At 47.3% G+C, this 24,801-nt stretch carries 19 protein-coding genes; 17 read left to right on the forward strand and 2 right to left on the reverse strand.

Annotation, left to right across the window (positions count from 1 at the left end; all coding sequences use genetic code 11):
• Positions 1 to 136 precede the first annotated feature (136 nt).
• Together IEY34_RS03695 and IEY34_RS03700 are read left to right on the forward strand one after the other, a co-directional pair.
• On the forward strand, positions 137 to 1,420 hold the full coding sequence (locus IEY34_RS03695) for a Gfo/Idh/MocA family protein (RefSeq protein ID WP_189007758.1): 1,284 nt from the start codon (positions 137 to 139) through the stop codon (positions 1,418 to 1,420).
• Between the two features lie 21 nt (positions 1,421 to 1,441).
• Entirely contained in the window at positions 1,442 to 2,473 is a 1,032-nt protein-coding gene (locus IEY34_RS03700; protein ID WP_189007760.1) for a dienelactone hydrolase family protein, read from the forward strand.
• Here IEY34_RS03700 and IEY34_RS03705 read toward each other — a convergent pair.
• Complete coding sequence (locus IEY34_RS03705; protein WP_189007762.1) at positions 2,470 to 2,907, reverse strand: methylglyoxal synthase; 438 nt, start codon at positions 2,905 to 2,907, stop codon at positions 2,470 to 2,472. The two genes, IEY34_RS03700 and IEY34_RS03705, sit on opposite strands and share 4 nt — an antisense overlap.
• 255 nt (positions 2,908 to 3,162) lie before the next feature.
• On the opposite strand from IEY34_RS03705, the gene IEY34_RS03710 reads away from it, so the two are divergent.
• From IEY34_RS03710 to IEY34_RS03735, 6 genes are all read left to right on the forward strand, one after another.
• On the forward strand, positions 3,163 to 3,792 hold the full coding sequence (locus tag IEY34_RS03710) for an SLOG family protein (RefSeq protein WP_229757449.1): 630 nt from the start codon (positions 3,163 to 3,165) through the stop codon (positions 3,790 to 3,792).
• A 240-nt stretch (positions 3,793 to 4,032) separates the two neighbouring features.
• A complete protein-coding gene (locus IEY34_RS03715; RefSeq protein ID WP_189007768.1) occupies positions 4,033 to 4,725 on the forward strand; it encodes a response regulator transcription factor in 693 nt (230 codons plus the stop codon).
• Entirely contained in the window at positions 4,718 to 6,274 is a 1,557-nt protein-coding gene (locus tag IEY34_RS03720; protein WP_229757450.1) for a sensor histidine kinase, read from the forward strand. The genes IEY34_RS03715 and IEY34_RS03720 overlap by 8 nt, the downstream gene beginning before the upstream one ends.
• A 36-nt stretch (positions 6,275 to 6,310) precedes the next feature.
• On the forward strand, positions 6,311 to 6,679 hold the full coding sequence (locus IEY34_RS03725) for a hypothetical protein (protein WP_189007771.1): 369 nt from the start codon (positions 6,311 to 6,313) through the stop codon (positions 6,677 to 6,679).
• 102 nt (positions 6,680 to 6,781) lie between these two features.
• Positions 6,782 to 9,829: an efflux RND transporter permease subunit gene (locus IEY34_RS03730; protein ID WP_189007774.1), complete on the forward strand. Its 3,048-nt coding sequence runs from the start codon at positions 6,782 to 6,784 to the stop codon at positions 9,827 to 9,829.
• Between the two features lie 807 nt (positions 9,830 to 10,636).
• Positions 10,637 to 12,025, forward strand: a complete 1,389-nt coding sequence (locus tag IEY34_RS03735) for an allantoinase (protein WP_189007777.1) — start codon at positions 10,637 to 10,639, stop codon at positions 12,023 to 12,025.
• Here the strand turns inward: IEY34_RS03735 and IEY34_RS03740 are convergent.
• On the reverse strand, positions 12,005 to 12,874 hold the full coding sequence (locus IEY34_RS03740) for a LysR family transcriptional regulator (RefSeq protein ID WP_189007780.1): 870 nt from the start codon (positions 12,872 to 12,874) through the stop codon (positions 12,005 to 12,007). The two genes, IEY34_RS03735 and IEY34_RS03740, sit on opposite strands and share 21 nt — an antisense overlap.
• 131 nt (positions 12,875 to 13,005) lie before the next feature.
• Between IEY34_RS03740 and IEY34_RS03745 the strand changes: the two genes are divergently transcribed.
• From IEY34_RS03745 to IEY34_RS03785, 9 genes are all read left to right on the forward strand, one after another.
• Positions 13,006 to 13,896 (forward strand): DMT family transporter, encoded by an 891-nt coding sequence (locus IEY34_RS03745; protein WP_189007783.1) that lies wholly within the window; start codon positions 13,006 to 13,008, stop codon positions 13,894 to 13,896.
• 495 nt (positions 13,897 to 14,391) lie between these two features.
• Positions 14,392 to 16,461, forward strand: coding sequence for a bifunctional aldolase/short-chain dehydrogenase (locus IEY34_RS03750; RefSeq protein WP_189007786.1), 2,070 nt, complete (start codon positions 14,392 to 14,394; stop codon positions 16,459 to 16,461).
• A gap of 27 nt (positions 16,462 to 16,488) precedes the next feature.
• Positions 16,489 to 17,709 carry an L-rhamnose isomerase gene (rhaI, locus tag IEY34_RS03755; RefSeq protein ID WP_189007789.1) on the forward strand — a complete coding sequence of 407 codons (1,221 nt, stop codon included), beginning with the start codon at positions 16,489 to 16,491 and terminating at the stop codon, positions 17,707 to 17,709.
• On the forward strand, positions 17,703 to 19,205 hold the full coding sequence (rhaB, locus tag IEY34_RS03760) for a rhamnulokinase (RefSeq protein ID WP_189007986.1): 1,503 nt from the start codon (positions 17,703 to 17,705) through the stop codon (positions 19,203 to 19,205). The genes rhaI and rhaB overlap by 7 nt, the downstream gene beginning before the upstream one ends.
• A 9-nt stretch (positions 19,206 to 19,214) precedes the next feature.
• The gene (locus IEY34_RS03765) at positions 19,215 to 19,982 is read left to right on the forward strand and encodes a DeoR/GlpR family DNA-binding transcription regulator (protein ID WP_189007792.1); all 768 of its coding nucleotides are present in this window, start codon (positions 19,215 to 19,217) and stop codon (positions 19,980 to 19,982) included.
• A 111-nt stretch (positions 19,983 to 20,093) separates the two neighbouring features.
• On the forward strand, positions 20,094 to 20,837 hold the full coding sequence (locus tag IEY34_RS03770) for a (Fe-S)-binding protein (protein WP_189007794.1): 744 nt from the start codon (positions 20,094 to 20,096) through the stop codon (positions 20,835 to 20,837).
• A complete protein-coding gene (locus IEY34_RS03775) occupies positions 20,824 to 22,341 on the forward strand; it encodes a LutB/LldF family L-lactate oxidation iron-sulfur protein (RefSeq protein WP_189007797.1) in 1,518 nt (505 codons plus the stop codon). The genes IEY34_RS03770 and IEY34_RS03775 overlap by 14 nt, the downstream gene beginning before the upstream one ends.
• Positions 22,334 to 23,080, forward strand: coding sequence for a LutC/YkgG family protein (locus IEY34_RS03780; RefSeq protein ID WP_189007800.1), 747 nt, complete (start codon positions 22,334 to 22,336; stop codon positions 23,078 to 23,080). The genes IEY34_RS03775 and IEY34_RS03780 overlap by 8 nt, the downstream gene beginning before the upstream one ends.
• Positions 23,081 to 23,368: 288 nt before the next feature.
• The gene (locus IEY34_RS03785; protein WP_189007803.1) at positions 23,369 to 24,799 is read left to right on the forward strand and encodes a PTS mannitol transporter subunit IIBC; all 1,431 of its coding nucleotides are present in this window, start codon (positions 23,369 to 23,371) and stop codon (positions 24,797 to 24,799) included.
• The last annotated feature ends 2 nt before the right edge of the window (positions 24,800 to 24,801 follow it).

Consider the following 24,801-nt stretch of genomic DNA (forward strand, 5'->3'; position numbering starts at 1 on the left):
ATCAAATAGGATCTTTTTATTATAGCAAGATATGCAAGGAATGAAACTATAAAGGTAATATTTGAATAGAAACACAGCAAATATTGTATTAATCTTGAAGTAGGACATATCCACATTCGAGAGGGGTACAAACGCAATGAAAAAACGTTACGCAGTAGTCGGCACAGGTGGTAGAGCAGAATTTTTCTATGGAGCGATTGTGAAGGATTTTCAAGAAACGTCCGAATTGGTTGCGATTTGTGATATTAATCAAACGAGAATGAATTATACCAACCAACTATTGGTTGATAAATATGAGTACAATGCGGTGCCAACCTATAAAGCAGATCAATTCGAGGAAATGATTCGCAACGAAAAACCTGATTATGTCATTGTGACATCGGTGGACCGGACACATCATACTTACATTATCAAAGCGATGGAGCTTGGTTGTGATGTAATCTCAGAAAAACCGATGACGGTGGATGAAGAGAAATGTCAGGAAATTCTCGATGCCATTAAACGTACCGGACGCCAGCTTCGCGTGACGTTCAATTACCGTTATGCTCCGCACAATACGAAAGTTCGTGAGCTGATTATGGATGGATCCATTGGGGATGTTCATTCGGTACATTTCGAGTGGCTGCTGAACACCGAGCATGGCGCTGATTATTTCCGCAGATGGCACCGCGATAAGCGCAATGGCGGCGGGTTGCTGGTGCACAAGTCAACGCATCATTTCGATCTCGTTAACTTCTGGCTCGGCACGCGTCCTGACACGGTATTTGCGATGGGCGGCCTCATGTTCTATGGCCGAGAAAATGCAGAAAAACGCGGTGAAACGAAGTTCTATCAACGAGCTACGGGGAATGAGAATGCCAAGGATGATCCGTTTGCGCTGCTTTTGGATACGAATAAGCATCTAAAAGGAATGTATTTGGATGCGGAACATGAAGATGGCTACCAGCGCGATCAAAGCGTTTTCGGCGACGGGATTAGCATTGAAGACACGATGGGAGTTATGGTTCGCTACAAAAACAAAGCCATTCTCACTTATTCACTGAATGCCTACATGCCATGGGAAGGCTTCAATGTCATGATTAATGGCAGCAAGGGCCGTATTGAATTGCGGGTAGTTGAGAAATCGTATGTCAATTCCGGTGGGGACAAAGCGGACGAAGGCGCATTGAAAGCCAAATCAATCAAGGTTTTCCCGATGTTCGCGGCTCCATATGAAGTGGAAATTGAAGAGCTTGCTGGGGGACATGGCGGCGGTGATCCGATTTTGCTGCGTGATATCTTTGATAAGGCGTCCGACGACCGCTTTGCCAGAGCAGCCTCCCATGTGGATGGAGCGTTGTCCATTCTGACCGGCATAGCAGGGAACATTTCATTACGTACGGGACAGCCTGTTGCGGTAGATAAATTGGTCACTTTCTAATAAAGGTTGGAGGCGAGCGGCATGTGGAATCCGGATGCAATCATGGAGAACCTTTATAACACTTATGCTGGCAAGCGGCTTCAAAAGCAAGAACATGAAACGGCTGCTTCGTATAAGCTGCGGTTAAAGGAGCAATTGACTGGCTCGCTGACGCTTCGAGAAGGGCAGGATAATCTACATCCTGTCCTTCTTGAACGTATAGAGCTCAGTGATCATATTCGTGAGCGAATTGAATTTGGAACATACATGGGCTTTCGAGTGCCTGCTTATGTATTGATTCCACTAGGTTTGAAGGGAAAGAGAGCTGCTGTGCTGGCCTTGCATGGTCATGGGTTCGGGAGCAGGCAGATCGTAGGATTGAATGCGGATGGCACTGAGCATTCAGGTGAGCCGGACATTCATGGCAATTATGCGCTGGAACTAGTTAGGCGCGGCTTCATCGTGATTGCTCCTGAGATTATCGGCTTCGGGGATCGAAGGCTTGCTGAGGATCTGAAAGATGGAAAAGTAGGGAACTCCTCCTGCCAAACCCTAGCATCACATTTGCTCTTATACGGGATATCGTTAGCGGCATTGCGCGTTCAGGAAGCGAGGCGAGCGCTCGACTACGTGTTGTCTCGGGAAGATGTGGACAGCGGCAACGTTGGTTGTTTCGGTTTCTCGGGAGGCGGGCTTATCGCCGCTTATACAGCAGCTCTCGATGAGCGGGTGAAAGCGACGGTTCTGTGCGCTTTTGCCAATACATTCAAAGGCAGCATCATGCCTATTCGCCATTGCATCGACAACTATTTGCCGGGCGTGCTGACATACGCGGAGCTGCCTGAATTAATTGGTTTGATAGCTCCCCGTCCCTTGTTTATCGCATCCGGCAAACAGGATCCTATTTTTCCTGTAGAAACGGTAGAAGTTGCTGTTGCGTATGTAAGAAAATTGTATAAACAAAGTGGTGCGGAAGACCGATTACACGTTCATCTCTATGATGGGGTTCATGAAGTGGATGGGAGCCGGGCTTATCCTTGGCTGGTTGAGGCACTTGTACAGTTACGAAGTTAAATGCTGTTGTCAGTTCCGTTTAGTTTCAAGGTGTCGTATTTGCGGATTTCTTCACGCCAGGAAAGGAATCCGTTCTCCATTGCGCGGATCAGCATTTCTGCCGTCGCAACATTCGTAGCCAGAGGAATCCGCTGAACATCACATAGGCGAAGCAAGGCGGAAATATCCGGTTCGTGTCCAAGCGCAGACAGCGGATCGCGAAAAAAGATCAATAAATCAATATCATCCATCGCAATCATAGCCCCGATTTGTTGATCTCCACCAAGCGGACCTGAACGCAAACGGGTCACCTCTAGTTTGGCAGCCTCACTTATTCTTTTCCCTGTCGTTCCTGTTGCAAAAAGCGTATGCTTTTGGAAGATATGTTTGTAAGCAATAACGAAGTCTACGATTAAGTTTTTGTGAATGTCATGCGCGACCAATGCGATATTCATTTACTCTCCACCCCTTCTAATGTGTTATATTATCTGACATATAATTATTGTTGAATTCAGATTATCCTAAAATATAAATAAATTCAATCATTATTTTGGTTATTTTGATCAATTAGAATGAAATATGTCATGTTATCGAACATTAACATTACACCGAATGAGCTAATCAAGCAGTTTTCAGCTTGTTTCCTTCCTTTCTATAGGGAGCTAACTATGTTAATCTGTAAGAAGTGTCGACAAGGCGGTGGTCATTTTTTGAAACGAATTTTGATTACAGGGTACAAAGCATCTGAATTGGGTATTTTTTCATTAAAGCATCCGGGAATTCCGATTATAAAAAAAGCGATCCAGAAGAAGCTCATTGCTCTTGTCGAGGATGGTTTGGAATGGGTCGTCGTCAGTGGGGGTTGGGGTGTTGAGTTATGGGCTGCCGAGGCTGTGCTTGAACTTAGAGCGGGTACATGCCCGGAGCTGAAATTAGCGATTATTACGCCTTTTCTGGAGCAGGAAGAGAAATGGAGCGACGATAAGAAGAATTGCTATACGAGTGTGATTGAGCGTGCTAATTATGTGAATAGCATAACGAAGACCAAATATGAAGGTCCTTGGCAGTTTAAGGAACGCGATAAGTTTCTGCTGCGCAACTCGGATGGCATCTTGCTTGTCTATGATGAAGATACAGAAGGTTCCCCAAGATTTATGAAACAGCAAGCTGCGCAATTGGCGGCCAATCACGCTTATCCGATCTTGACTATCAATGCCTATGATTTGCAAAATATAGCGGAAGATGAACAAGGGGAGCAGCACGGCGAAGAAGACTTGAGCGGAGATCAATGGGGAGATCTAGATACGTATAAGGATAATAAAGATTTCGAAGAAATCTAAATAGGGAAAGCCAGGTCCGATGCGGACTTGGCTTTTTTTCATGACTGGTGCGTTAAGATAATCTTAAGAATTGTCCCCACAATCTGTTAAGATTCAGCGTCTATACTAAGTCTCATGATAGCTATCAACATTTTGATTGTATTTATCAGATCAACTTGATACGTTAATGGATATCCGCAAAGCACCGTACATAGGCTTAAAACTATTTCATACTTACACATGTAAAGGAGGGTACCCGGCATGGCACAAACGACAATACTCCTTGTTGACGACGAGAAAGAAATCATCGATATGCTGGCCATTTATTTGAAAAATGAAGGTTATCAGTTGCTTCGAGCGTCCGATGGCATGGAAGCCCTGCAGGTTCTTCAGAAGGAAGAGGTAGATCTGATCGTTCTCGACATCATGATGCCGAAAATGGATGGGATCGAGGCTTGCTTTAAAATCCGCGAGCAAAAAAATATGCCGATCATTATGCTCTCTGCCAAGAGTCAGGATATGGATAAAATCTGGGGCTTAAGCTCAGGCGCTGACGACTACATGAGCAAACCATTTAATCCGTTGGAGCTAATCGCTCGAATTAAATCGCAGCTGCGCCGTTACACTAGGCTTAATGTGCCGCATGTGAACAAGGACCACGAGCTCGAAGTGGATGATCTGACGATTAATACACAGACACATGAAGTCAAGCTGGAAGGCAAAGAAATTAAGCTAACCCCAAGGGAATTCGCTATTCTTGAGCTGCTTGTCCGTAACCGAGGGATGGTGTGGAGTTCGGAAAAAATGTACGAAACCATTTGGAAGGAAGCCTATTATGACTCCGACAATACGGTCATGGTGCATATCCGCAAAATTCGTGAAAAAATTGAACCAAATCCAAGAAGCCCGAGATTTATAAAAACAGTTTGGGGGGTTGGCTACAAAGTTGAATAAACGATATGATATCAATCCTTACTCGAGACTGAACCGATTTCCATTTACCTTTTTTCCTTTTAACCTGCTTCGTAAGCTGATTATTTTGATTCAGACGCTGTATAAGATTACGATGGGGCAAGTTGAGCGAAGCATACGGATGCAGCTGATGCTAACCTTCATTATCTGTTTGTTGGCAGGATCAATGACTTATGGCATTTGTTCTAATCTATTCGGAGAAATGCGGCGGGCGGCTGTTATTGACTATAAGTACGGGATTGAACGAATAGATAGCGAAGCCCGCAGCCTGGTTAATGAACTAACCTCCCTCCAAAACCAACGAGATTTGTCCGGTGGCGGAAGTTCGGGCGGGAGGCCGGAGTTTTTTGAAAATCATGTAAACCGCATGAATGATCAGAAGTTCAAGGTTCTAGTAACGGATCTGGAAGGTAGAGTCGTCTTTCGAAGCCAAAACGCTGCGGAAACGAATGTCGAAATTCACAATGTGATAGGCAACGCGATGAATGCCCGAACGGACCAGGATTATGGCCGAAAAGAGTTTTCCAGTTTTTACCCAGTCAACTATCTGGGCCAAAAATCATACCTGATTGTCTCCGGTATCCCAGAACCGCACATTACGTATCAGAAGGGTGAGAGCCCGCTGTCCTTGCTTAGCGCTGTTGCTGTTTTTATCCTTTTGTTCTACTTCATGACACAGAAGAAAATGCGCCACATTGAGGAACTGGCTGGTGGTCTGCGCATCATTGCAACGGGGAATTTGGATTATCGTGTCATTGAACGCAGTCAAGATGAGCTTGGTTCTCTGGCCCGGGATCTGAACTTCATGGTAGAAGATTTGCAGAAAAGGATTGAGGAGGAAAGAAGGAACGAGCGCTTGAAGCGCGAGCTGATTACTAATGTTTCTCATGATTTACGCACACCGCTGACGCTTATCATGGGTTACTTGCGGCTGCTGCATGATAAGGGTTACGAGACACCTGAGCAGGCGTCCGGTTATATTAGTATTGCTTATCATAAGTCCGAAAAGCTGAAGCTGCTCATTGATGACTTGTTCGAGTACACGAAGTTATCCAATCGCGATGAGCCTCTTTACCGAGAAGGTATTGCGATCAACGAGCTGTTAGACCAATTGCTGGAGGAGTTTGTCACACCGGCTGAGGAACAGCAGCTTACGATCATTCGCACGATCCCGAAGGAGAAGCTATTGGTTCGCATCGACGTGGATAAAATGATTCGTGTCTTCGAGAATCTGCTGGGAAATTCACTGAAGTACAGCTTGAAGCCGGGAGCCATTACTGTCAGCCTGCGCCATGATTATCGGTATGTCACCCTGCAAGTTAGCAATCAAGCGGAATTGCTTAGCGATGACGCCTTGCATCAATTATTTGATCGGTTCTATCGGGTCGACGCTTCGCGTTCTTCCAATACGGGAGGGTCGGGCCTGGGGCTCGCCATCGCCAAAAGTATTGTGGAGTCGCACGAAGGCGCCATTTGGGCCGAGCAAAGCGGCGGACAGATTCATTTTTTCGTAAAATTAAAGCTTATTTAATAGAATTAGGAAAATGGCGATGAAAGGGGCTCTGCCATGAGACGATGGATGGTATGCCTGATGCTTGTAAGCTTACTAGGAATGATAGGGTGCTCAAAGCCTATTGAATTTACCGGAAAAACGGAAGATTGGCGGGTGGAATGTACGGTAAATCCATCCGCTAATGCCAAAGAATATGCGATCACGTATATTGGAAAAGATAGTCAGTCTGTTAAAAATGTCAGTTACTCTTTTATGGATAGTGGAAATTTTAATCAAAGCGGCAATAGCGAATCGAACTCGAAAAATTTGAAGATAACCGGAAAGTCTATCAAAGAAACGCCTTATGTTGAGGAAGATAGCTTTAAACTTCAAATCAAATGGAATGGTAAGGAGGACACGGTACCTGTAGTAAAAAAAGGTTAGCAACCCGCATATGCACACACAGCCGATTATTGCCCCTAAGGTAGAATCGGCTTTCTTGTCATGCGATTTTTTAGGCGTTCAGTGAGGGGAGGAGTAGAAAAATTGACGAAGTTAACGGAGTTTTCGATGAAGAATGTCGCGGCTGTATGTATCGTGATTTGGCTGTTGATTGCTGGGGGATGCTACGCTGCTGCGAACTTGAAGGTAGAGAGTATGCCGGATATTGCCTATCCGATTGTTATTATTTCGACTGATTATACAGCTCCGCCAAAAGATGTCATGGAGTTGGTTACCAAACCGTTGGAGAAAGCAGTGGCAGGAATGCAAGGGCTTTTGAATATAAGCTCCAGTTCGCAGGATAACTACTCGCAAATTGTTATCCGACTAGAACAAGGCAAGAAACCTGAGAATGTTAAAAAAGATGTGGAAAGCTTGATTGCAAATGTGCGGCTTCCGCAGGGCTCTGAGAAGCCTAGGGTATTAACGGCAGGGTTCGCTTCTGAACCTATCTATCATTTGGCGCTTTATGCAGAAGAAGGAACGAATCAAACGGAGCTGGATCAGGCTTTTAAGGATATGATTTTACCTGGACTAGAGGGTATTAAAGGTATTGACCATGTAGATTCATTTGGCAATCGGGAAGCGGTGCTTACAATTAAGCTGGACGGTGCTGCAATGAACCGATACGGCCTTACGCCGCCGGAGGTATCCCGCTTTATTCAAGGAGCTCTCGTCTCCAGTCCGGCGGGTACGGTTGATTTTAACGGCAATCATCAGATGCTTAGGGTAAAAGGACAGCTGGATTCTATTTATAGTCTGGATCATATGAAAATAGGAACACCAGAAGGTGAGATGCTTCTGCTTAAGCAAATCGCCAAAGTTGAAGCGATCAGCGAGTCCGCCAATACAGCCAGACTGGATGACAAACCGGCAATCACTGTGCTGCTATACAAGACGAAGGATGCGAATACCGTAGAATTCGCTGGAGAAGTGGATAAACAAATAGCTTCCTGGCAAAAAACATTGAACGGAGTGAAGTTTCATCTTGTACTGAATGGAGCGACGTCTGTGAAGGAATCTATTCACGGGATGGTACAAGAAGGCGGGCTAGGGGCGCTGCTCGCTTCGCTGATGATCTTGATCTTTTTGCGGAATGTGAGAATGACCTTCATTGTACTGGTCTCAATCCCGCTTTCAATTCTGATTACGCTGCTATTTATGAACCCGCTCGGTATTTCATTGAACATTATGACGCTCGGAGGGATGGCGATTGCCATTGGACGGGTTGTCGATGACAGCATTGTCGTTATTGAAAATATTTACAGCCAGATGGAGAAAGCGCAGGAACGCAGTGAATCGGTTATCAAGCTGGCTACGCAGCAAGTAGCCTCGGCGATTACTTCCTCAACCCTTACAACGGTTGGTGTTTTCGCACCGATTGGATTCGTAAGTGGCATTGTCGGCGAAGTATTCCGTCCGTTTGCACTGACTTTGATTTGTGCGCTTCTGTCTTCCTTGCTCGTTGCCCTAACCGTCATTCCGATGCTGGCGAAGCTGATGGTGCTTAAAGGAAATAGCATTCCGCATCAGAATGAGAAGCAAGCGACTTTGTTCATGCTTCGCTATCAAAAAATGTTAGAGTGGTCTTTAACTAACCGCATAAAGACGTTGTTGTTCGCAGCGTTGTTATTTGTGCTTTCCATTGTAGTTACGGTGCCGCATCTGGCAACGTCGTTTATGCCCGCGAACGCGTCGGAGAGGCAAATGGTTTTTACGATTCAGATGCCTCGCGGCACATCGCTCGAAATGATGAATGCCCAGTCCAAAGACATCGAAACGTTGTTGAAAGATGCCAAGAATGCCTCAGGCCAATCCATCTTTAGCTACAACGAATCGATCATGGGGGCTGATTGGGCAGATATTTACACAGAATCGAGTGTGTATGAAGATGCTAAAATGGCTTTTAAACAATATAAGGAAAAAATTGCTGAACGGCTTCCCGAAGATGCCAAAGTGAACGGTAAAGTATTCAGTTTTGGACCTGGCACGGGAAGCGGCGTAGACTTCTCTTATTTATTAACAGGAGATGATCAGCTGTATTTGCAGCAGGCTGCTCGGCAGATTGAAAATAAACTGAGAGAGTTCCCCGAGCTTACTGAGATTAAAAACAGCCTAAGTGAAACGAAGACAGAAGTCGAAATTACCGTTGATGAAAGTAAGGCAATGTTGTACGGCTTCACAGCGGCCCAAGTTCTGGAGAACGTGAACAGTTGGATCAAAGAAGAAAAGCTAGGTGATCTCACATTTAATCACATCACTTATGCGACCAAGGTGATGCTTGATAACAAATACAAAGATTCGATGGATAAGCTAGGCAGCTATATGCTTAAGTCAGCCAATGGCAAGCGTGTTCAGATTAATGAGATCGCCAAAATTAAGCAAGTTGACGCTCCGGTTTCCATTAGTCGCGAGATGCAGTCGCAGGTACTTACAGTGACGGCTCAAATCGACAGTGCCGATAAAGGCGGAATTAGTAAGAAAATATCGGCGGAGTTAGCCAAGATTGAGCTCCCTTTGGGCGTAAGCCGCGAAGTGAAGGGGGTATCGGGTGATATTAATAAAAGTTTCATGGAAATGTTCATGGCCATGATAGCGTCGATTTTTATCGTGTATCTGGTCATGGTGCTCGCATTTGGGAATGCGAGTGCACCATTCGCAATTCTGTTCTGCTTGCCGCTTGCTGCAATCGGGGGGTTATTGGGCCTCTTCGTTACCGGGGAATCACTCAACGTCACTTCCTTGATCGGATTTCTTATGCTAATCGGTATCGTCGTCACCAATGCCATAGTTCTCATCGACAGGGTCCAGCAACTGGTTCTTCAGGGGCATCCATTACGTCAATCGTTGATTGAAGCGGGGATGACACGCTTGAGGCCGATCATTATGACCGCAGGGGCGACCGTTATGGCTTTGATGCCATTAGCTCTAAGTCTATCCAAGGGGACGATCGTCTCGAAAGGTTTGGCCGTCGTTGTTATTGGGGGATTAAGTACTTCAACACTGCTCACGCTTGTCGTTGTCCCTATTATGTATGAATGGATTTATTCCATTAAAATACGTCGCAGGTTTATTAGGGATAAGATTCTATAGTTCCGCTATTGCCCTAACATCCCTGCTATTTGTTCATATCAGCGTATCGCAGTTCCCTTTGGGCTATGTAATGACACGGAACGTAGTATGAAAAGGAACTACGATCCGCTAATTGGTGGGAACTGGAGTAAAAGCAGCATGAAAGGGAACTGAGGTATGCTATTTAAGCGGAACATGCTCATTCCGACCGGGGAATGGTGAAATAGCGGATTGTAGTTCCTTTTGGAGTGGAATTTGGCGGGATTCAGCATTATAGCGGATCCTAGTTCCCTTTGAGCTATACGATGACACATAGGAACCGACAGTTCCCTTAATAGAGTTTGTCACTTTGAAAAGGTTGATCTCCACGGGCAGCAAAGCCCGTTTTCTTTATTCCTGCGGGGCAGGACACGCCATCTGGGCATTTCTCCGTTCCATACAATTCGGAAAATTCCATAAGACTGTGCAAGAAGTATGTACGCCAATATTAATGTCATATAAAATGACGTTTAAATAAGAAATTTCAATATTGTGTAGATTTTTTTGTTCCTTGATCCAAATTAATCGTGAAAATTTGGTTCGATAAACAAATAATGCGCTGTGTATGTCAGAAATATTGACGCTAATGACGCATGGAGATTACGATCAGGATACGAATAACAGGCGATGGAGCACGAACGCGAGTAAAGCGATTTTGAGCGGCCCGAAGAAATCGACGGAGTAAATTCATACAAATTGCGATGAAGCAATCGGAAATCTGGCGCAGGAGCTTCACTTGAATGTGGAAGAATTGCCTTTATATAATGGAAGACAACAGGGGGGAACGGAATGGCTAACCACTTGGACTTGATCATTCGCGGCGGCTCCATCGTTCTCAGAGATGAAGTTCGTGTGCTGGATATAGGTGTTAAGAGCGGCAAGATCGTAGCATTGGGTGAACAAATTGGAGAGGATGCCGAGACGATTGTAGATGCAAGAGGCATGACGATCATGGCAGGTATGATTGATGTTCACGTCCATTTGAATGAACCTGGACTCGGGGATTGGGAAGGCTTCGCTTCCGGTTCGGCAGCTTTGGCGGCGGGAGGTTGTACAACCTATTTGGATATGCCTCTAAATGGCGTTCCACCAACCGTTACGCTTGCAGCCATGCAGCAAAAGCTGGCAACGGCGGAGGTGCAGTCTCACGTGGACTATGCGCTATGGGGCGGCCTCGTTCCAGGCCATTTGGATGATCTGGAAGCCCTGAATGAAGCAGGGGTTGTCGGGTTCAAAGCGTTCATGTCATCACCTGGCGACCCAGGGGAAGACGCTTTCCGTGAGGTGGATGATCTCACCTTGTGGGAAGGGATGAAGCGGATTGCCCGCCTGAATCGTGTGCTTGCTATCCATGCCGAAAGCGAATCGCTCGTCTCGCAATTAGGAAGAATTCGCCAAGTAGAAGGAGCTGTTTCTGCTAAGGATAACTCCTCTTCAAGACCGATCCTGGCGGAGTTAGAGGTTGTGAATCGCGCTTTGTTTTATGCCGAGCAGACGGGGTGCCCTTTGCATTTCGTTCATATTAGCAGTCCGGCAGCGGTCATGGTCATTGCAAAAGCCAAGGAAAGAGGCGTTAATGTAACTGTGGAAACGTGTCCGCACTATTTGACGTTAACTGAGGATGATTTGGAACGGATTGGTCCCAAAGCCAAATGCGCGCCTCCGCTGCGGAGCAAGGAAGAGCGGGATATGCTCTGGCATGTGCTTCGGCTAGGCTATATTGATATGATATCGTCGGATCATTCCCCCTGTCCGGGAGATTTGAAATTGTCAGACAATTATTTTGAAGCATGGGGAGGCATAGCTGGGGCGCAAAGCTCACTGGAACTGATGCTGGATGAAGGTCATCTTAAGCGCAAAATCCCGCTAACACAACTGACCGCGATGTTGTCCTACGCACCGGCCAAACGCTTTGGGCTGCATCCGCGCAAAGGCGAAATCCGTATCGGGGCTGATGCCGATCTCGTCATGATTCAACTGAATAAGGCTTATGAATTGACGGAGGAGCAGCTGCTTGATCGGCATAAGCAAAGCCCATATGTAGGGAAGACCTTTTCCTGCAAAGTCGCAGCCACATGGAGCAATGGGAATCTTGTGTATGAGCAATCAAGCGGCGTACAGCGGGTGATGATGGGGAGTTGGCTGAGCGGTAGCCAGCTAGTTGATGGCTCCGCTTGATTCAGGCAGCATGGCCATGAAGGTGCTGAGCGAGCTGCTCACGAAGGCATCTTTGCGGGTGATGAATTCCGTATGGATATGACGATAGCGATGGGGCATTTCAAAAGTACGGATTGAACCATCGGCCTCATGCTTACTAACGACAGCTTTGGGCATTAGGGAGATGCCGAGTCCCGCAGATATGCCGCCAATAATGGCTTCTAGCATCCCGAACTCCATCATGGTGGGTTGCATCTTGCCGATGGATTGAAGCCACTCTTCCAGCACATCCCGATAGGAACAGCCTGAGCTGAAAACAAGGATGGGCTTCGCCAAAGCTTCTGCAAGATCGGCCACATTAGGGCCGGCTGCAATGACTAATTCCTCTTCGAAGGCAGGAATGGATACCAGCTCGGGATGCGTGCAAGAGCAGCCAATGAATGCGCCATCCAACTCGTAATGGAGTACTTTTTCAATTAAAAATTGCGAGTGGCCTGTTGTTAGAGAGAGCTGAACATTCGAATGCTGCTCGTAGTAGCAAGCGAGCAGTTTAGGCAGTCGAACGGCTGCGGCTGTCTGTGTAGATCCAATCAGGAGCGGGCCGCTAGGTTCTCCAGAAGATGAAAGCGCGATGAACGCTTCATCCAGTAAGCCGACGATTTTGTCCGCATAGGTAAGCAATGTTTTGCCACTTGAAGTTAATGACATGCCGCGGTTATGTCGGTAAAAAAGCACGGTTTGCAGTTCCGATTCAAGCTGTCTGATTCGAGCTGTAATGTTGGATTGCACATAACCGAGCCGTTGAGCGGCCTTGGTGACGGAGCCTTCACGGGCGACCATTTGAAAAACACGCAAATCTGAGCTTTCCATCTCGCAACCCCCTTGTAGGCATATTCCTTGCTATCATTCATTGTGATATGTAATATCATTAACAATCATTATACATAATAGAAGCCCTCCCTTACAATTAGCGTACCGCTAGTAAATGGAGGGTTTTCTCGATGAATAAATTCAAATATATCTGCCTTATCCTGGTTACCACCTTTGTAATGGGAGTTGCATTTCCGGTAGGGAAAATCGGCATGTTGTACGCGACGCCGTTCTTTCTGATGGGAATCCGCTTCGTGCTCGCAGGAGGCTTGTTGGCTCTGTTGGTTGCCAAAAAACCGCGCCCGCGAGGCGGCAGACAGTGGCTGAAATCAGCCGTAATTGGCCTCTTTCAATCTGCTGGTGTCATGGGGTGTGCCTACTACAGCATGCATTGGATCACCTCAAGTGAATCTTCGATTATTACTTGTACGAACCCGCTGATCGTCATTGTTCTCGGAACTTTCTTGACCGGAGCCAAGTACCGCGGCCGTCAATGGCTAGGCGTAGCGGTTGGTTTTGTTGGTGTCGCGATGACCTTTGGGCTGCACATGAAATTCCAAATCGGCACATTCATCGGCTTCGCAGGAGCGGTTTGTTTCGCTGCAGCTACTCTTCTTATCAAACGATGGGGCGCTGAGTTTGACATGACGGTCCTGGCAGCTTATCAAATGCTGGCTGGGGGAATGGTTTTACTTCTATTAAGCGCTTTTACAGAACATGCCTACTTTACGTTTACGGGTACCTCTGTGTTAGTCGTGCTATGGCTGGTCATTATGGGGTCCATCGTGCAATTTTCCCTGTGGTTTTACTTGCTTAGGAACGGGGATCCGGCTAAAACGAGCGCCTTTTTATTTCTTGTTCCGTTGTTTGGCGTCCTTTCCAGTTGGCTGCTGCTTGGCGAGCAAATCGCTTGGTATGTTTCGGTGGGCGGGGCTTTTATCTGTCTGGGTATCTTTTTGGTCAATTGGGAGGGGAAGTCGCATGCGGCTGCGAATTTGGCAAACCATCCATCAGGAATGTAGGATAGCATTTTCACAACGGCAAGTACTGTTTATTCAGTCCTTGTCGTTTTTTTGTTGTGAATATGAAGGGGCGGTGACGGTTTTGCACCGAATAGAAGTCTTTTGGGACTTCTATTTTACTTCAAATGCCACTTTTTACACAGATAGAAGCCTCCAAAGACTCTTATTTAATGAAAAAGTAGGTGTATCCCTCTTTATGTGCCCGATAGAAGTCCCCAAAGACTTCTATTAAACAGAAATCTCCCCCTTTTTTCTAGGATAGAAGCCTCCAAAGACTCTTATTTCCTTAAGAAAGCTGTTAGAGGATGAGAACCGAGCTGATCATGGCCAATTTTGACTGTGGTTCATTTTTATTGAAGAAAATCCGTTTTTCTTTACAAAATCAAACAATAACAAAGACTAAAATAAATATTCAAAAATAAACAAAGATATGATATGATGAATCCATCAAAAACAAACACATACTCATGGGAAGTAAACATTAGGAGGATACTTATGGTTGCGAATTTGTGGGAAGCGTCAAAAGCGAATGCTGTATCAAAAGGGGTAGAGGAACTGGTGTACCGTTCCAATTTATTGGGAACAGACCGCGCAGTAGCTAACTGGGGCGGCGGCAACACTTCCTACAAAACGATTGAGAAGGATTTCCGTGGTCGCGATGTAGAAGTGATGTGGGTAAAAGGAAGCGGTTCCGACCTTGCGACAATGAAAGCAAAGAATTTCACAGGTCTTCGTATGGAAGACATCCGTCCTTTGTTCGAAAAAGACGAAATGCCAGATGCCGAAATGGTTGCTTACCTTGTGAACTGTATGATCGACAGCAAACACCCGCGTGCTTCTATTGAGACGCTTTTACATGCCTTTCTGCCATTCAAACACGTGGATCACACGCATCCGGATGCGATTATCGGTCTTTGCTGCGCCCACAATGGCCGTGAGCTTGCCAAAGAAATTTACGGCGACCGTTTCGTATGGGTTCCTTATGTACGTCCTGGTTTTACACTTTCCAAAATGATCGCCGAAGGCGTTAGAAGCAATCCGAAAGCTGAACTTGTTTTGATGGAGAAACATGGACTTGTAACTTGGGGCGAAACGTCTGAAGAGAGCTACCTCAAGACGCTGGCTATCATTCAAGAAGCAGAAAGCTTCATCGAAGCGCGCATTAATGAAGACAACTTGTATGGCGGCTCCAAATACGAGTCTCTTCCCGAATCCGATCGAAACGATATTTTGGCGCAGGTGCTGCCAATCGTTCGCGGCGCAGTAAGCAAAGAAAAGAAAATGATTCTGACAACGGACAGTGCAGATGATGTTTTGAAATTCGTAAACAGCAAAGATGCAGGCGTTCTTTCCCAAGTTGGCGCGGCTTGCCCGGATCACTTGGTTCATACCAAAATGAAGCCATTATACATTGATTGGAATCCAAATTCCCGCGATGCAGCTTCCTTGATTGAAGCTTTGAATGCAGGGATTGCAGCATATAAAGAAGAATACCAAGCTTACTTCGATCGCAACAAAAATGAAGGCGACGTGATTTTCGAAACGGCTCCGCGCGTTATTTTGATTCCGGGTATCGGAATGATCAACACAGGCAAGAGCTGGGCGATGGCGCAAGTAAGCGGCGCGCTTTACCACCGTGCGATTTCCGTTATGAGAGGCGCTACAGCGCTCGGAACTTTCGTTTCTCTAAGCGAAAATGAGTCTTACAATGTGGAGTACTGGCCTCTTGAACTTTACAAATTGACACTCGCTCCTGCGGAAGCGGAATTCTCCCGCAAAGTTGCTTTCATCACAGGCGGAGCAGGCGGAATCGGAAGCGTAACAGCTCGTCAATTCCTCAGAGACGGCGCGCATGTTGTCCTGGCCGACCTTAACCTAGAAGGCGCACAGAAACTTGCAGCTGAACTGAACGAACAATATGGCGCAAACAGAGCCATTGCCGTTAAAATGGACGTAACGAAAGAAGAAGAAGTAGAAGCAGCTTACCGCGAAGTGATCTTGAGCTATGGCGGAATCGACATTATCGTGAATAATGCGGGTCTCGCGACTTCGAGTCCTTTTGATGAAACATCGCTTAAAGAGTGGAACTTGAATATGAACGTGCTTTCCACGGGGTACTTCCTCGTAGCTAGAGAAGCATTTAAAATTATGAAAAAACAAAGCATTGGCGGCAGCATGGTATTCGTCGGTTCCAAGAACTCCGTATTTGCCGGTAAAAATGCTTCTGCTTATTCGACGGCTAAAGCAGCTGAGATTCACTTGGCGCGCTGTATTGCAGCTGAAGGCGGCGAATTCGGTATTCGCGTCAACTCCGTATTGCCGGATGCGATTCTCCAAGGATCAGCGATCTGGAATTCCGGCTGGCGCAACGAGCGTGCAGCAGCTTACGGGATTGAACCGGATCAGTTGGAAGAGCACTACCGCAAAAGAACGACGCTGCTTGTTAATATTTTCCCAAAAGACGTTGCAGAAGCCATCGTGTATTTCTCCTCTTCCAAAGCAGAGAAAACGACTGGCTGCATGATCACAGTTGACGGCGGCGTTCCAGCAGCCTTCACACGTTAATTTACCTAATAGGAGGATACGAATCCAATGAGCGATAAAGCATATGCATGGTTTGAGGAGCAGCAAGCAAATAGAGGTATTGATTTGGCTGCCGTTAAAGCTAAAATCAAAGCACTGAAAGTCGAAACTCCTTCATGGGGTTACGGCGATTCAGGCACACGCTTCAAGGTGTACAAGCAAAACGGCGTGCCACGCACTCCTTTCGAGAAATTCGAGGATGCTGCGCAAGTTCACAAATTGACGGGGGCTTGCCCGTCGGTTGCGATCCACATCCCTTGGGACAAGGTGGATGACTATGCGAAGCTCAAGCAGCACGCGACTGATCTGGGCGTATCCATCGGTGCGGTGAACCCGAACCTGTTCCAAGAAGATGATTACATCTTCGGCAGTGTGACGAACTCGAACGCAGCGATTCGCCGCAAAGCGACGGATCATTTGCTGGAATGTGTAGACATCGCGAAAACCGTTGGCTCTGATGTATTCAGCCTCTGGTTCGCAGATGGCTCGAACTATCCAGGTCAAGTGGACATTCGCGCGCGCAAAACTTGGATGTACGAAGCGCTTAAGGAAATGTACGAGGCAATGACGCCAAGCATGAGAATGCTGATCGAATATAAATTTTATGAGCCTGCTTTCTACCATACAGATTTGGCTGACTGGGGAATGGCGTTCAATTTGGCGAACAAATTGGGTCCGCAAGCTGAAGTGCTTGTAGATACTGGACATCACCCGCAAGGAACGAACATCGAGCACATCGTGACGTACTTGTTGGACGAAAATAAACTCGGTGGCTTCCACTTCAACTCCCGTAAATATGGAGACGATGATTTGATCGTTGGTTCTGTAAATCCGTATGAATTGTTCTTGATTTTCTACCAAATCATCGATGCAGCGAACGATAAAAACCCGCAAATTCGTCAGGCATCTGACAATATTGCCTATATGATCGACCAAAGCCACAACATCGAGCGTAAAATTCCAGCGATGCTGCGTTCCGTTCTTAACGTTCAAACGCAATATGCCAAAGCATTGCTGATCAACCTGGATGAAGTGAGAGACGCTCAAGAGCGTCAAGACGTTCTTGGCGCTGAAGATGCGGTTCGCAAAGCATTCGAATTCGACGTAACCCCACTGCTGCATGCGGTTCGTGAAGAAATCGGCGTGCCGGTTGATCCGATGAAAGCTTATTTGGAAAGCGGCTACGATGAGAGCATTAACGCAAGAGGCAAGGGCGGTGCCAGCTGGTGAGTAACTTTTCGAGCGTTCTGGCTTTTGATTTGGGAGCAAGCAGCGGCAGAGCGATCGTCGGACGCCTTGATTCTGAAGCGGGCTGGATTACGATCGAGGAAGTTCATCGCTTCTCCAATGATCCAGTGAAGGTGGGCGACCGCCTTCATTGGGATATTCTGAGATTGTTTCATGAATTGAAACAAGGTATTTTACAAACGAAGCATCTGGGATATACGGATATTGAGAGTTTGGCGATTGATTCTTGGGCGGTTGATTTCGGGCTGCTTGCAGCGAGTGGCGAGCTTCTCGGCAATCCGTACCACTACCGGGACCATCAGACAGATAACGTCATGGACAAGGTAATCACTTCGATTGGTCGTGAGAAATTGTATGCCACAACCGGTCTGCAATTTCTGCAATTCAATTCTATCTTTCAATTAGTCGCTATCCAACAAAGAAATCCTGAGCTTCTGAAGCGGGCTGAAACCTTTTTGATGATACCCGACCTGCTCCGATATTTCCTGACCGGTGAGAAACATAGCGAATTTACTAATGCGTCGACAACTCAGCTGTTGAATGCAACGACTAAAGCATGGGACACAGAACTTTTGGAGCAATTAGGCTTGCCAGGTGAAATTTTGCTGCAGCCTGTTGCTTCAGGAACGCGAGTTGGTGCTTTGACTCCAGACATTTGCGAAGAGCTTGATGTGGCTTCAATTCCTGTTATCGCTGTTGGTGAGCATGATACCGCTTCCGCCGTTGTTGCTGTTCCAGCGTTGGATGAAGATTTTGCTTTCCTTAGCTGCGGCACGTGGTCCCTCTTGGGAACAGAAACTGACGCTCCAGTTCTTAGTGAACAAGCGCAAGCTTGGAATTTCACGAATGAAGGCGGCGTGTATGGCACGAATCGATTGCTCAAGAACATCATGGGACTGTGGTTGATTCAAGAATGCAAGCGAACGTGGGACAAAGAGGGCAAAAATATCAGTTTTGCTGAGCTGGTCAAGTTGGCTGAGCCTGTGAAGCCTTTCCAATTCTTCATTGATCCGGACGATGATATGTTCTTGAATCCTGCGCACATGCCCAAGCAAATTCAACAATATTGCCGCGATACGAATCAGATTTTCCCCGAAACAGAGGGTGAAATTGTTCGCTGTATTCTGGAAAGTCTGGCGATGAAATACCGCTATATTTTTGAACGTACAGAGCAGCTTACAGGCAAATCGTATCAAGGACTGCACATTGTAGGCGGCGGCATCCAGAATGAACTGCTCTGTCAATTCACAGCGAGTGCGATTCAGCGTGAGGTTTGGGCTGGTCCTGTTGAGGGTAGTGCCTTGGGAAACCTTGTAGTACAATGGATAGCACTAGGGTATATCGCGGATTTGCGCGAAGCCAGGAAGCTGATTCGGAATTCGTTCCCGGTCAAAACGTATACCCCACAGGGTAGCGCGGGTTGGCAGGAAGCGTATGCAAGATTTGAACAGGTGGCGTCCCGATCGACGGTGAAATGAGGGAAAACGATGCTGGTAGCGGAAAGATGGCAGAGAATCGTTCAGGCAGTGAATGAAAGAGGCAGTATTCGTGTTACGGAGCTCAGCGAACTCTGCCAAGTAACGGAAGAAACGATACGACGTGATCTGGATCGGCTTGAAAGCGAAGGCAAGCTAATGCGCAGCCACGGCGGTGCTGTCAGTGTGAAGGAAGCGCAGACCGAGGTCCCTTTTATGGAGAGGGAAACGGCTTATGCCGACTTCAAGATCAGCATTGCGAGGGAAGCGGTATCTTATATTCGCGAGCATGACCGCATCATTCTGGATGCTAGTACAACGGCTTGGTACATGGCTAGATTGATTCCGGATATGCCGCTGACAATCATTACGAATTCGATGAAAGTGGCTTTGGAAGTAAGCGCCAAGGAGAAGATTCAGGTCATTTCCACAGGCGGACTCCTCTCGCCCAAATCGTTGTCTTACGTAGGACCACTAGCGGAAAGATCACTGGATATGTACCATGTTCATAAATGTTTTCTGTCCTGCAAAGGGGTGCACATCCAGCGCGGGATCAGTGAATCCAATGAATTGCAGGCGCTTATCAAGCGCAAAATGATCAGCATAGCTGACGAAACCTATCTGCTGGCGGATCATAGTAAATTCGGGATGCAATCTTTGACCCAGGTTGCAGGTTGGCCTGAGATCAAGCATGTCATCACAGATGGACAAACCAATATGGAAGACGTGAATCGGATCCGCGAGATTGGTGTGAACGTGCTTCAATTAGATAAAGGTTAAAATTATTGTTCCTTCCATCTCCAGTATGTTTCTTGCGTACTGAGGATGGTTTTTTGTATAGCCAAACACATCTTTGGTGGGGACAATTAAGGAAGGGAGTTAGCTGCAATCATGAAAGTATCTATGTTCATAACGTGCTTGAGCGATCTTGTGTATCCAAAGGTTGGCGAGTCTATCGTTCAGTTACTAGCCAAATATGGCGTTAAGCTGGACTTCCCTGCCAAGCAAACTTGCTGCGGTCAACCAGCCTTCAATAGCGGATACTGGGATGAGGCCAGGGGGGCGGCTTTGACGCTGCTTGAAGCGTTTGATGATAGTGATTTTGTCATATCTCCTTCGGGTTCCTGTACAAGTATGATCCATCATTATTATCCTAAGCTTTTTGAAAATGATCCTATCCATCTAGCAAAAGCTAACCGACTTGTAGAGAAAACGTATGAGTTTACACAGTTTCTTGTGCAAGTCATGGGTGTTACGGATTTGGGCGCTGTGTTCCCGCACAAAGTGACGTATCATCCTTCCTGCCATGGCAGCAGACTGCTCGGGGTCAAAGCGGAACCGATGCAGTTGATGCAAAACATCCGTGGAATGGAACTAGTTCCACTCCCTCATGCCGAGGATTGCTGCGGATTCGGGGGTACTTTTGCGATAAAAATGTGCGATATTTCCGGGGCGATGGTCGCTGAGAAATCCGACCATGTGCTTGAAACCGATGCCGAAGTGCTAGTCGGACTCGACATGGGCTGCTTGATGAATATTGCCGGTAATTTATCCTACCGCGGGACACCTGTGAAGGTCATGCATCTGGCGGAATTATTGGCTGAGGGAGTGAAGTTGGCCCATGAGCGAGCATAAAGCAAGCGGTACCGTCAAGGAAAGATCGAAGGTAGCCTTGAACAATGATTTTCTACGAAATGCGGTTAAGTTCACGACGGAACGCTTGAAGAACGGCAAGCTTGCTGCGGCAGAAGAGATTGGAAACTGGGAAGAGTGGCGTGAACGAGGACGCGAAATTCGTCTTCATACCATCGCACACTTAGACTACTATTTGGGCAAATTTGTGGAAAATGCCAGAGCGCAAGGCGTGCATGTCCACTTTGCGGCAGATGCAGCGGATGCAGTTCGCTTAACGATGCAAATTGCGGAGCATAAGAAAGCTAAGAGCGTCGTGAAGTCCAAGTCCATGGTTTCGGAGGAACTGCATATCAACCATGCGCTGGAATCCATCGGGGTTGAAGCGATCGAAACGGATCTGGGCGAATATATTATTCAGCTTGCTGGAGAAACGCCTTCGCACATCATTATTCCGGCGATTCATAAGAATCGGTATCAGATTGCCGATTTGCTTTCCGAAGATGCTGGTGAGAAGCTTGAACCGGATACCGGTATTCTAGCTGGGTATGTGCGCAGGAAATTACGCGAGAAATTCCTGGAAGCCGATATTGGCATGACGGGCTGCAATTTTGCCATTGCGGAGACAGGTTCCATTGTTCTATTTGAAAATGAAGGAAACGCCCGGATGGTCAGCACGATTCCCAAGACACAAATTACGTTCATGGGGATGGAACGCATTATTCCAACCCTAGACGATCTCGAAGTGATGGCAACTCTGCTCCCTCGTTCTGCTACAGGTCAGAAGCTGACCGTCTACATGTCCGTGATCTCCGGACCGCAGCGGGAGCTGGATGGCGATGGCGCGGAGGAAATGCATATCATTATCTTGGATAATGGTCGTTCCTTGCAGCTCGGAGATCCGCAGTTCCAGGAACTTCTGAACTGTATTCGCTGCGGTGCGTGTCTGAACGCATGCCCGGTGTATCGTCACATTGGCGGCCACGCTTATGGCGGCGTATATAGTGGGCCGATAGGCGCTGTGTTGACGCCAGCTTTGAACAAAAATGTGGACCAGTGGGACGATATAGCCAGCGCATCGAGTTTGTGCGGGGCTTGCTATGAGGCTTGTCCGGTGAAAATTCCGCTGCATGATATGCTTGTCTATTTGCGTCAACGCAAGGTCGAACGAGGTTCGACGGATTTAGGCGAGAAGCTGGGCATGAAAGGGTTTAATTTCTTGATGTCCGATGCCAAGCGTGTGAAGGCTTTGATCAAAGTTGGCCGCATTGGGCAGAAGCTGCTCGTTCGCGACGGTCATATTAAAGCGAAAGTAGGACCGCTCAAGGGATGGAACTCACATCGTTTTGCGCCAAGCTTAGCGAAGAAAACGTTCCGTGAATCGTGGAAGGACATCGAGCAAGGGCTCGAGGGAACTTTCCCTGAACTGGATGCCGCGATGAAATCCCGTATGGAGAAGCTGGTCGCAGATCGCAAAGAAGGCGGAGGAGGACATCATCATGGCTAAATCAGATCCAGCTTTTCTCCAAAATCTTCATCAGGAAGCCCTTAAGGATCAAGAGGCCTTCTTTGCCAATATTGCTACAAGGCTGGGGAGATCCAAGCCTATGCAGAGCGCTCCCACGCACAGCATGAAAGGGGCTCCTGCATTCTGGGAGCAGGTGGATCTTCCGCTGGAGCAGCGGATTCAGCTGTTCATGTCGAACTGGCAGAAGGCGGGCGGCCATACGCAGCGCCTCCAAGGGATGGCAGAGGCGCAAGCGTTCATTGCCGATTTCATCGGCAAGACGCAGGCGAAGCATCTGATCATCCAAGATCAGACGGAACTGGCAGAGCTGCGCGCTGGACTTGCCGCGGAAACAGAGACGGACATCACCGTCTGGAATGCCGGCGGTATCGATGCCGCAGCCAAGGATGAGCTGGTCGCGAAGGCAGCTGGCGCAGACATCGGCATCGTGGCTGTCGAGCACGCTGTGGCCTACACAGGGTCGCTCGTAGTCACCTCCGATGCCACGCGAGGCCGAAGCGTCAGCTTGCTGCCGACGACCTTCATTGCGATCATTCCTGTGGATCGCATTCGAACGAAGCTCGGCGAAGTGCTTCGCCCGTTTGACGGCCTTGCGCGTAAAGACAGGCCGGCGGGCATTCACTTCATCTCGGGACCGAGCCGGTCGGCTGATATCGAGAATGATTTGACGATCGGCGTGCATGGCCCTGGTATTGTGTATGCCCTAATTATTGAATAATCCAAGAGCTGTAAGAGAATGATTTCTCTTACGGTTCTTTTTTTTGTTATGGGACGACGATACCTGATTTGTGGCAATTCGACCGATTTCGCATTTCTCAATTAGCTGCGACTTTCCATGACTCGCACAGATGGGATTGGATTTACTCCAATGGAATTACCATAGGATCGAATTGCTTAAAATCATGTCAACATCATTCATGACGAAAAGGGATTTTGATTTGATTGAACATGAAAGCGCTTTTGCTTTACGATAAGAACATGAAACAAACAAAGGGAGGTTATCCTAGTGAGTACAATTGCTGTGCAGAAGCAAGCAAATTCCGGAGGATTCCGGGTGAAGGTACAAAATTTCGGTCGTTTTTTGAGTGGTATGGTGATGCCGAACATTGGCGCATTTATTGCTTGGGGACTCATTACGGCTTTATTTATTCCGACAGGCTGGATTCCAAATGAGTATTTGGCTAAACTAGTCGGCCCAACGATAACTTATCTTCTTCCCCTGCTGATTGGCTATACGGGAGGAACGATGATACACGGTACGCGCGGTGGCGTCATCGGCGCTGTCACGACGATGGGTGTCGTGATCGGTACGGATATCCCGATGTTCATGGGAGCCATGATTGTTGGGCCATTCGCCGCATGGGTGCTGAAGCAGTTCGATAGGTCGATTGAAGGCAAAATTAAATCCGGCTTCGAAATGCTCGTGAACAACTTCTCGTCAGGCATCATCGGAGCTATTTTAGCCGTTCTAGCCTACACGGTAGTTGGTCCTGCGGTTCAAGTGGTGAGCAAGGCTCTCGCGTCAGGCGTGCAAGCGCTCGTCAATGCCGGCCTGCTGCCTCTGGCTAACGTACTGATCGAACCAGGGAAAGTGCTGTTCCTGAACAATGCCATTAATCATGGCGTGTTAAGTCCGATCGCTCTGGATCAAGCGTCCAAAACAGGCAAGTCCATCTTGTTCATGCTGGAGTCTAATCCAGGCCCAGGTCTTGGCATTCTGCTTGCGTATTGGTTTGTTGGCCGCGGCGCGGCGAAGCTTTCGGCACCGGGTTCTGCCATCATTCACTTCTTTGGCGGTATTCATGAAATTTATTTCCCTTACATTTTGATGAATCCACGACTGATCTTGGCTGTTATAGCCGGTGGGGTGACAGGGACGTTCACGTTCTCCTTGTTCGGCGCAGGGCTGGTTGCTCCTCCTTCACCGGGAAGCATTTTCGCTTATATCGCTATGGCGCCCAAGGGTAACATGCTGCCGATTTTCTCAGGTGTGATTACATCAACGATTGTCTCCTTTGCCGTAGGTTCTCTGCTGCTCAAAACAAGCAAGCAAAGCGAGAGCGAAGATCTGGATCAAGCTACTGCACGAATGAAAGAAATGAAACAAGCTCCGGCTGCTGCGGCAGCGGAACAAGTAGCTGCTCCGGTCGCAAAACCAACAACCAACGTGCAGAAAATTGTTTTCTCATGCGATGCTGGCATGGGCTCAAGTGCCATGGGCGCCTCGATTTTGAGAAAGAAAATGAAAGAGGCAGCTATTGACATCACAGTCATTAATACAGCAATTAGTGAGATTCCAATGGACGCAGATATCGTTATTACGCATAAATCATTAACGGATCGAGCGCGGAACAAAGCTCCGCAAGCCGAACATATTTCTATTGAGAATTTCATGAAAAGTCCGGCTTACGATGAGCTTGTGGAGCGATTGAGTTAAAC

Origin of the sequence: Paenibacillus marchantiophytorum, assembly GCF_014640555.1 — a bacterium.
GTDB lineage: Bacteria > Bacillota > Bacilli > Paenibacillales > NBRC-103111 > Paenibacillus_E > Paenibacillus_E marchantiophytorum.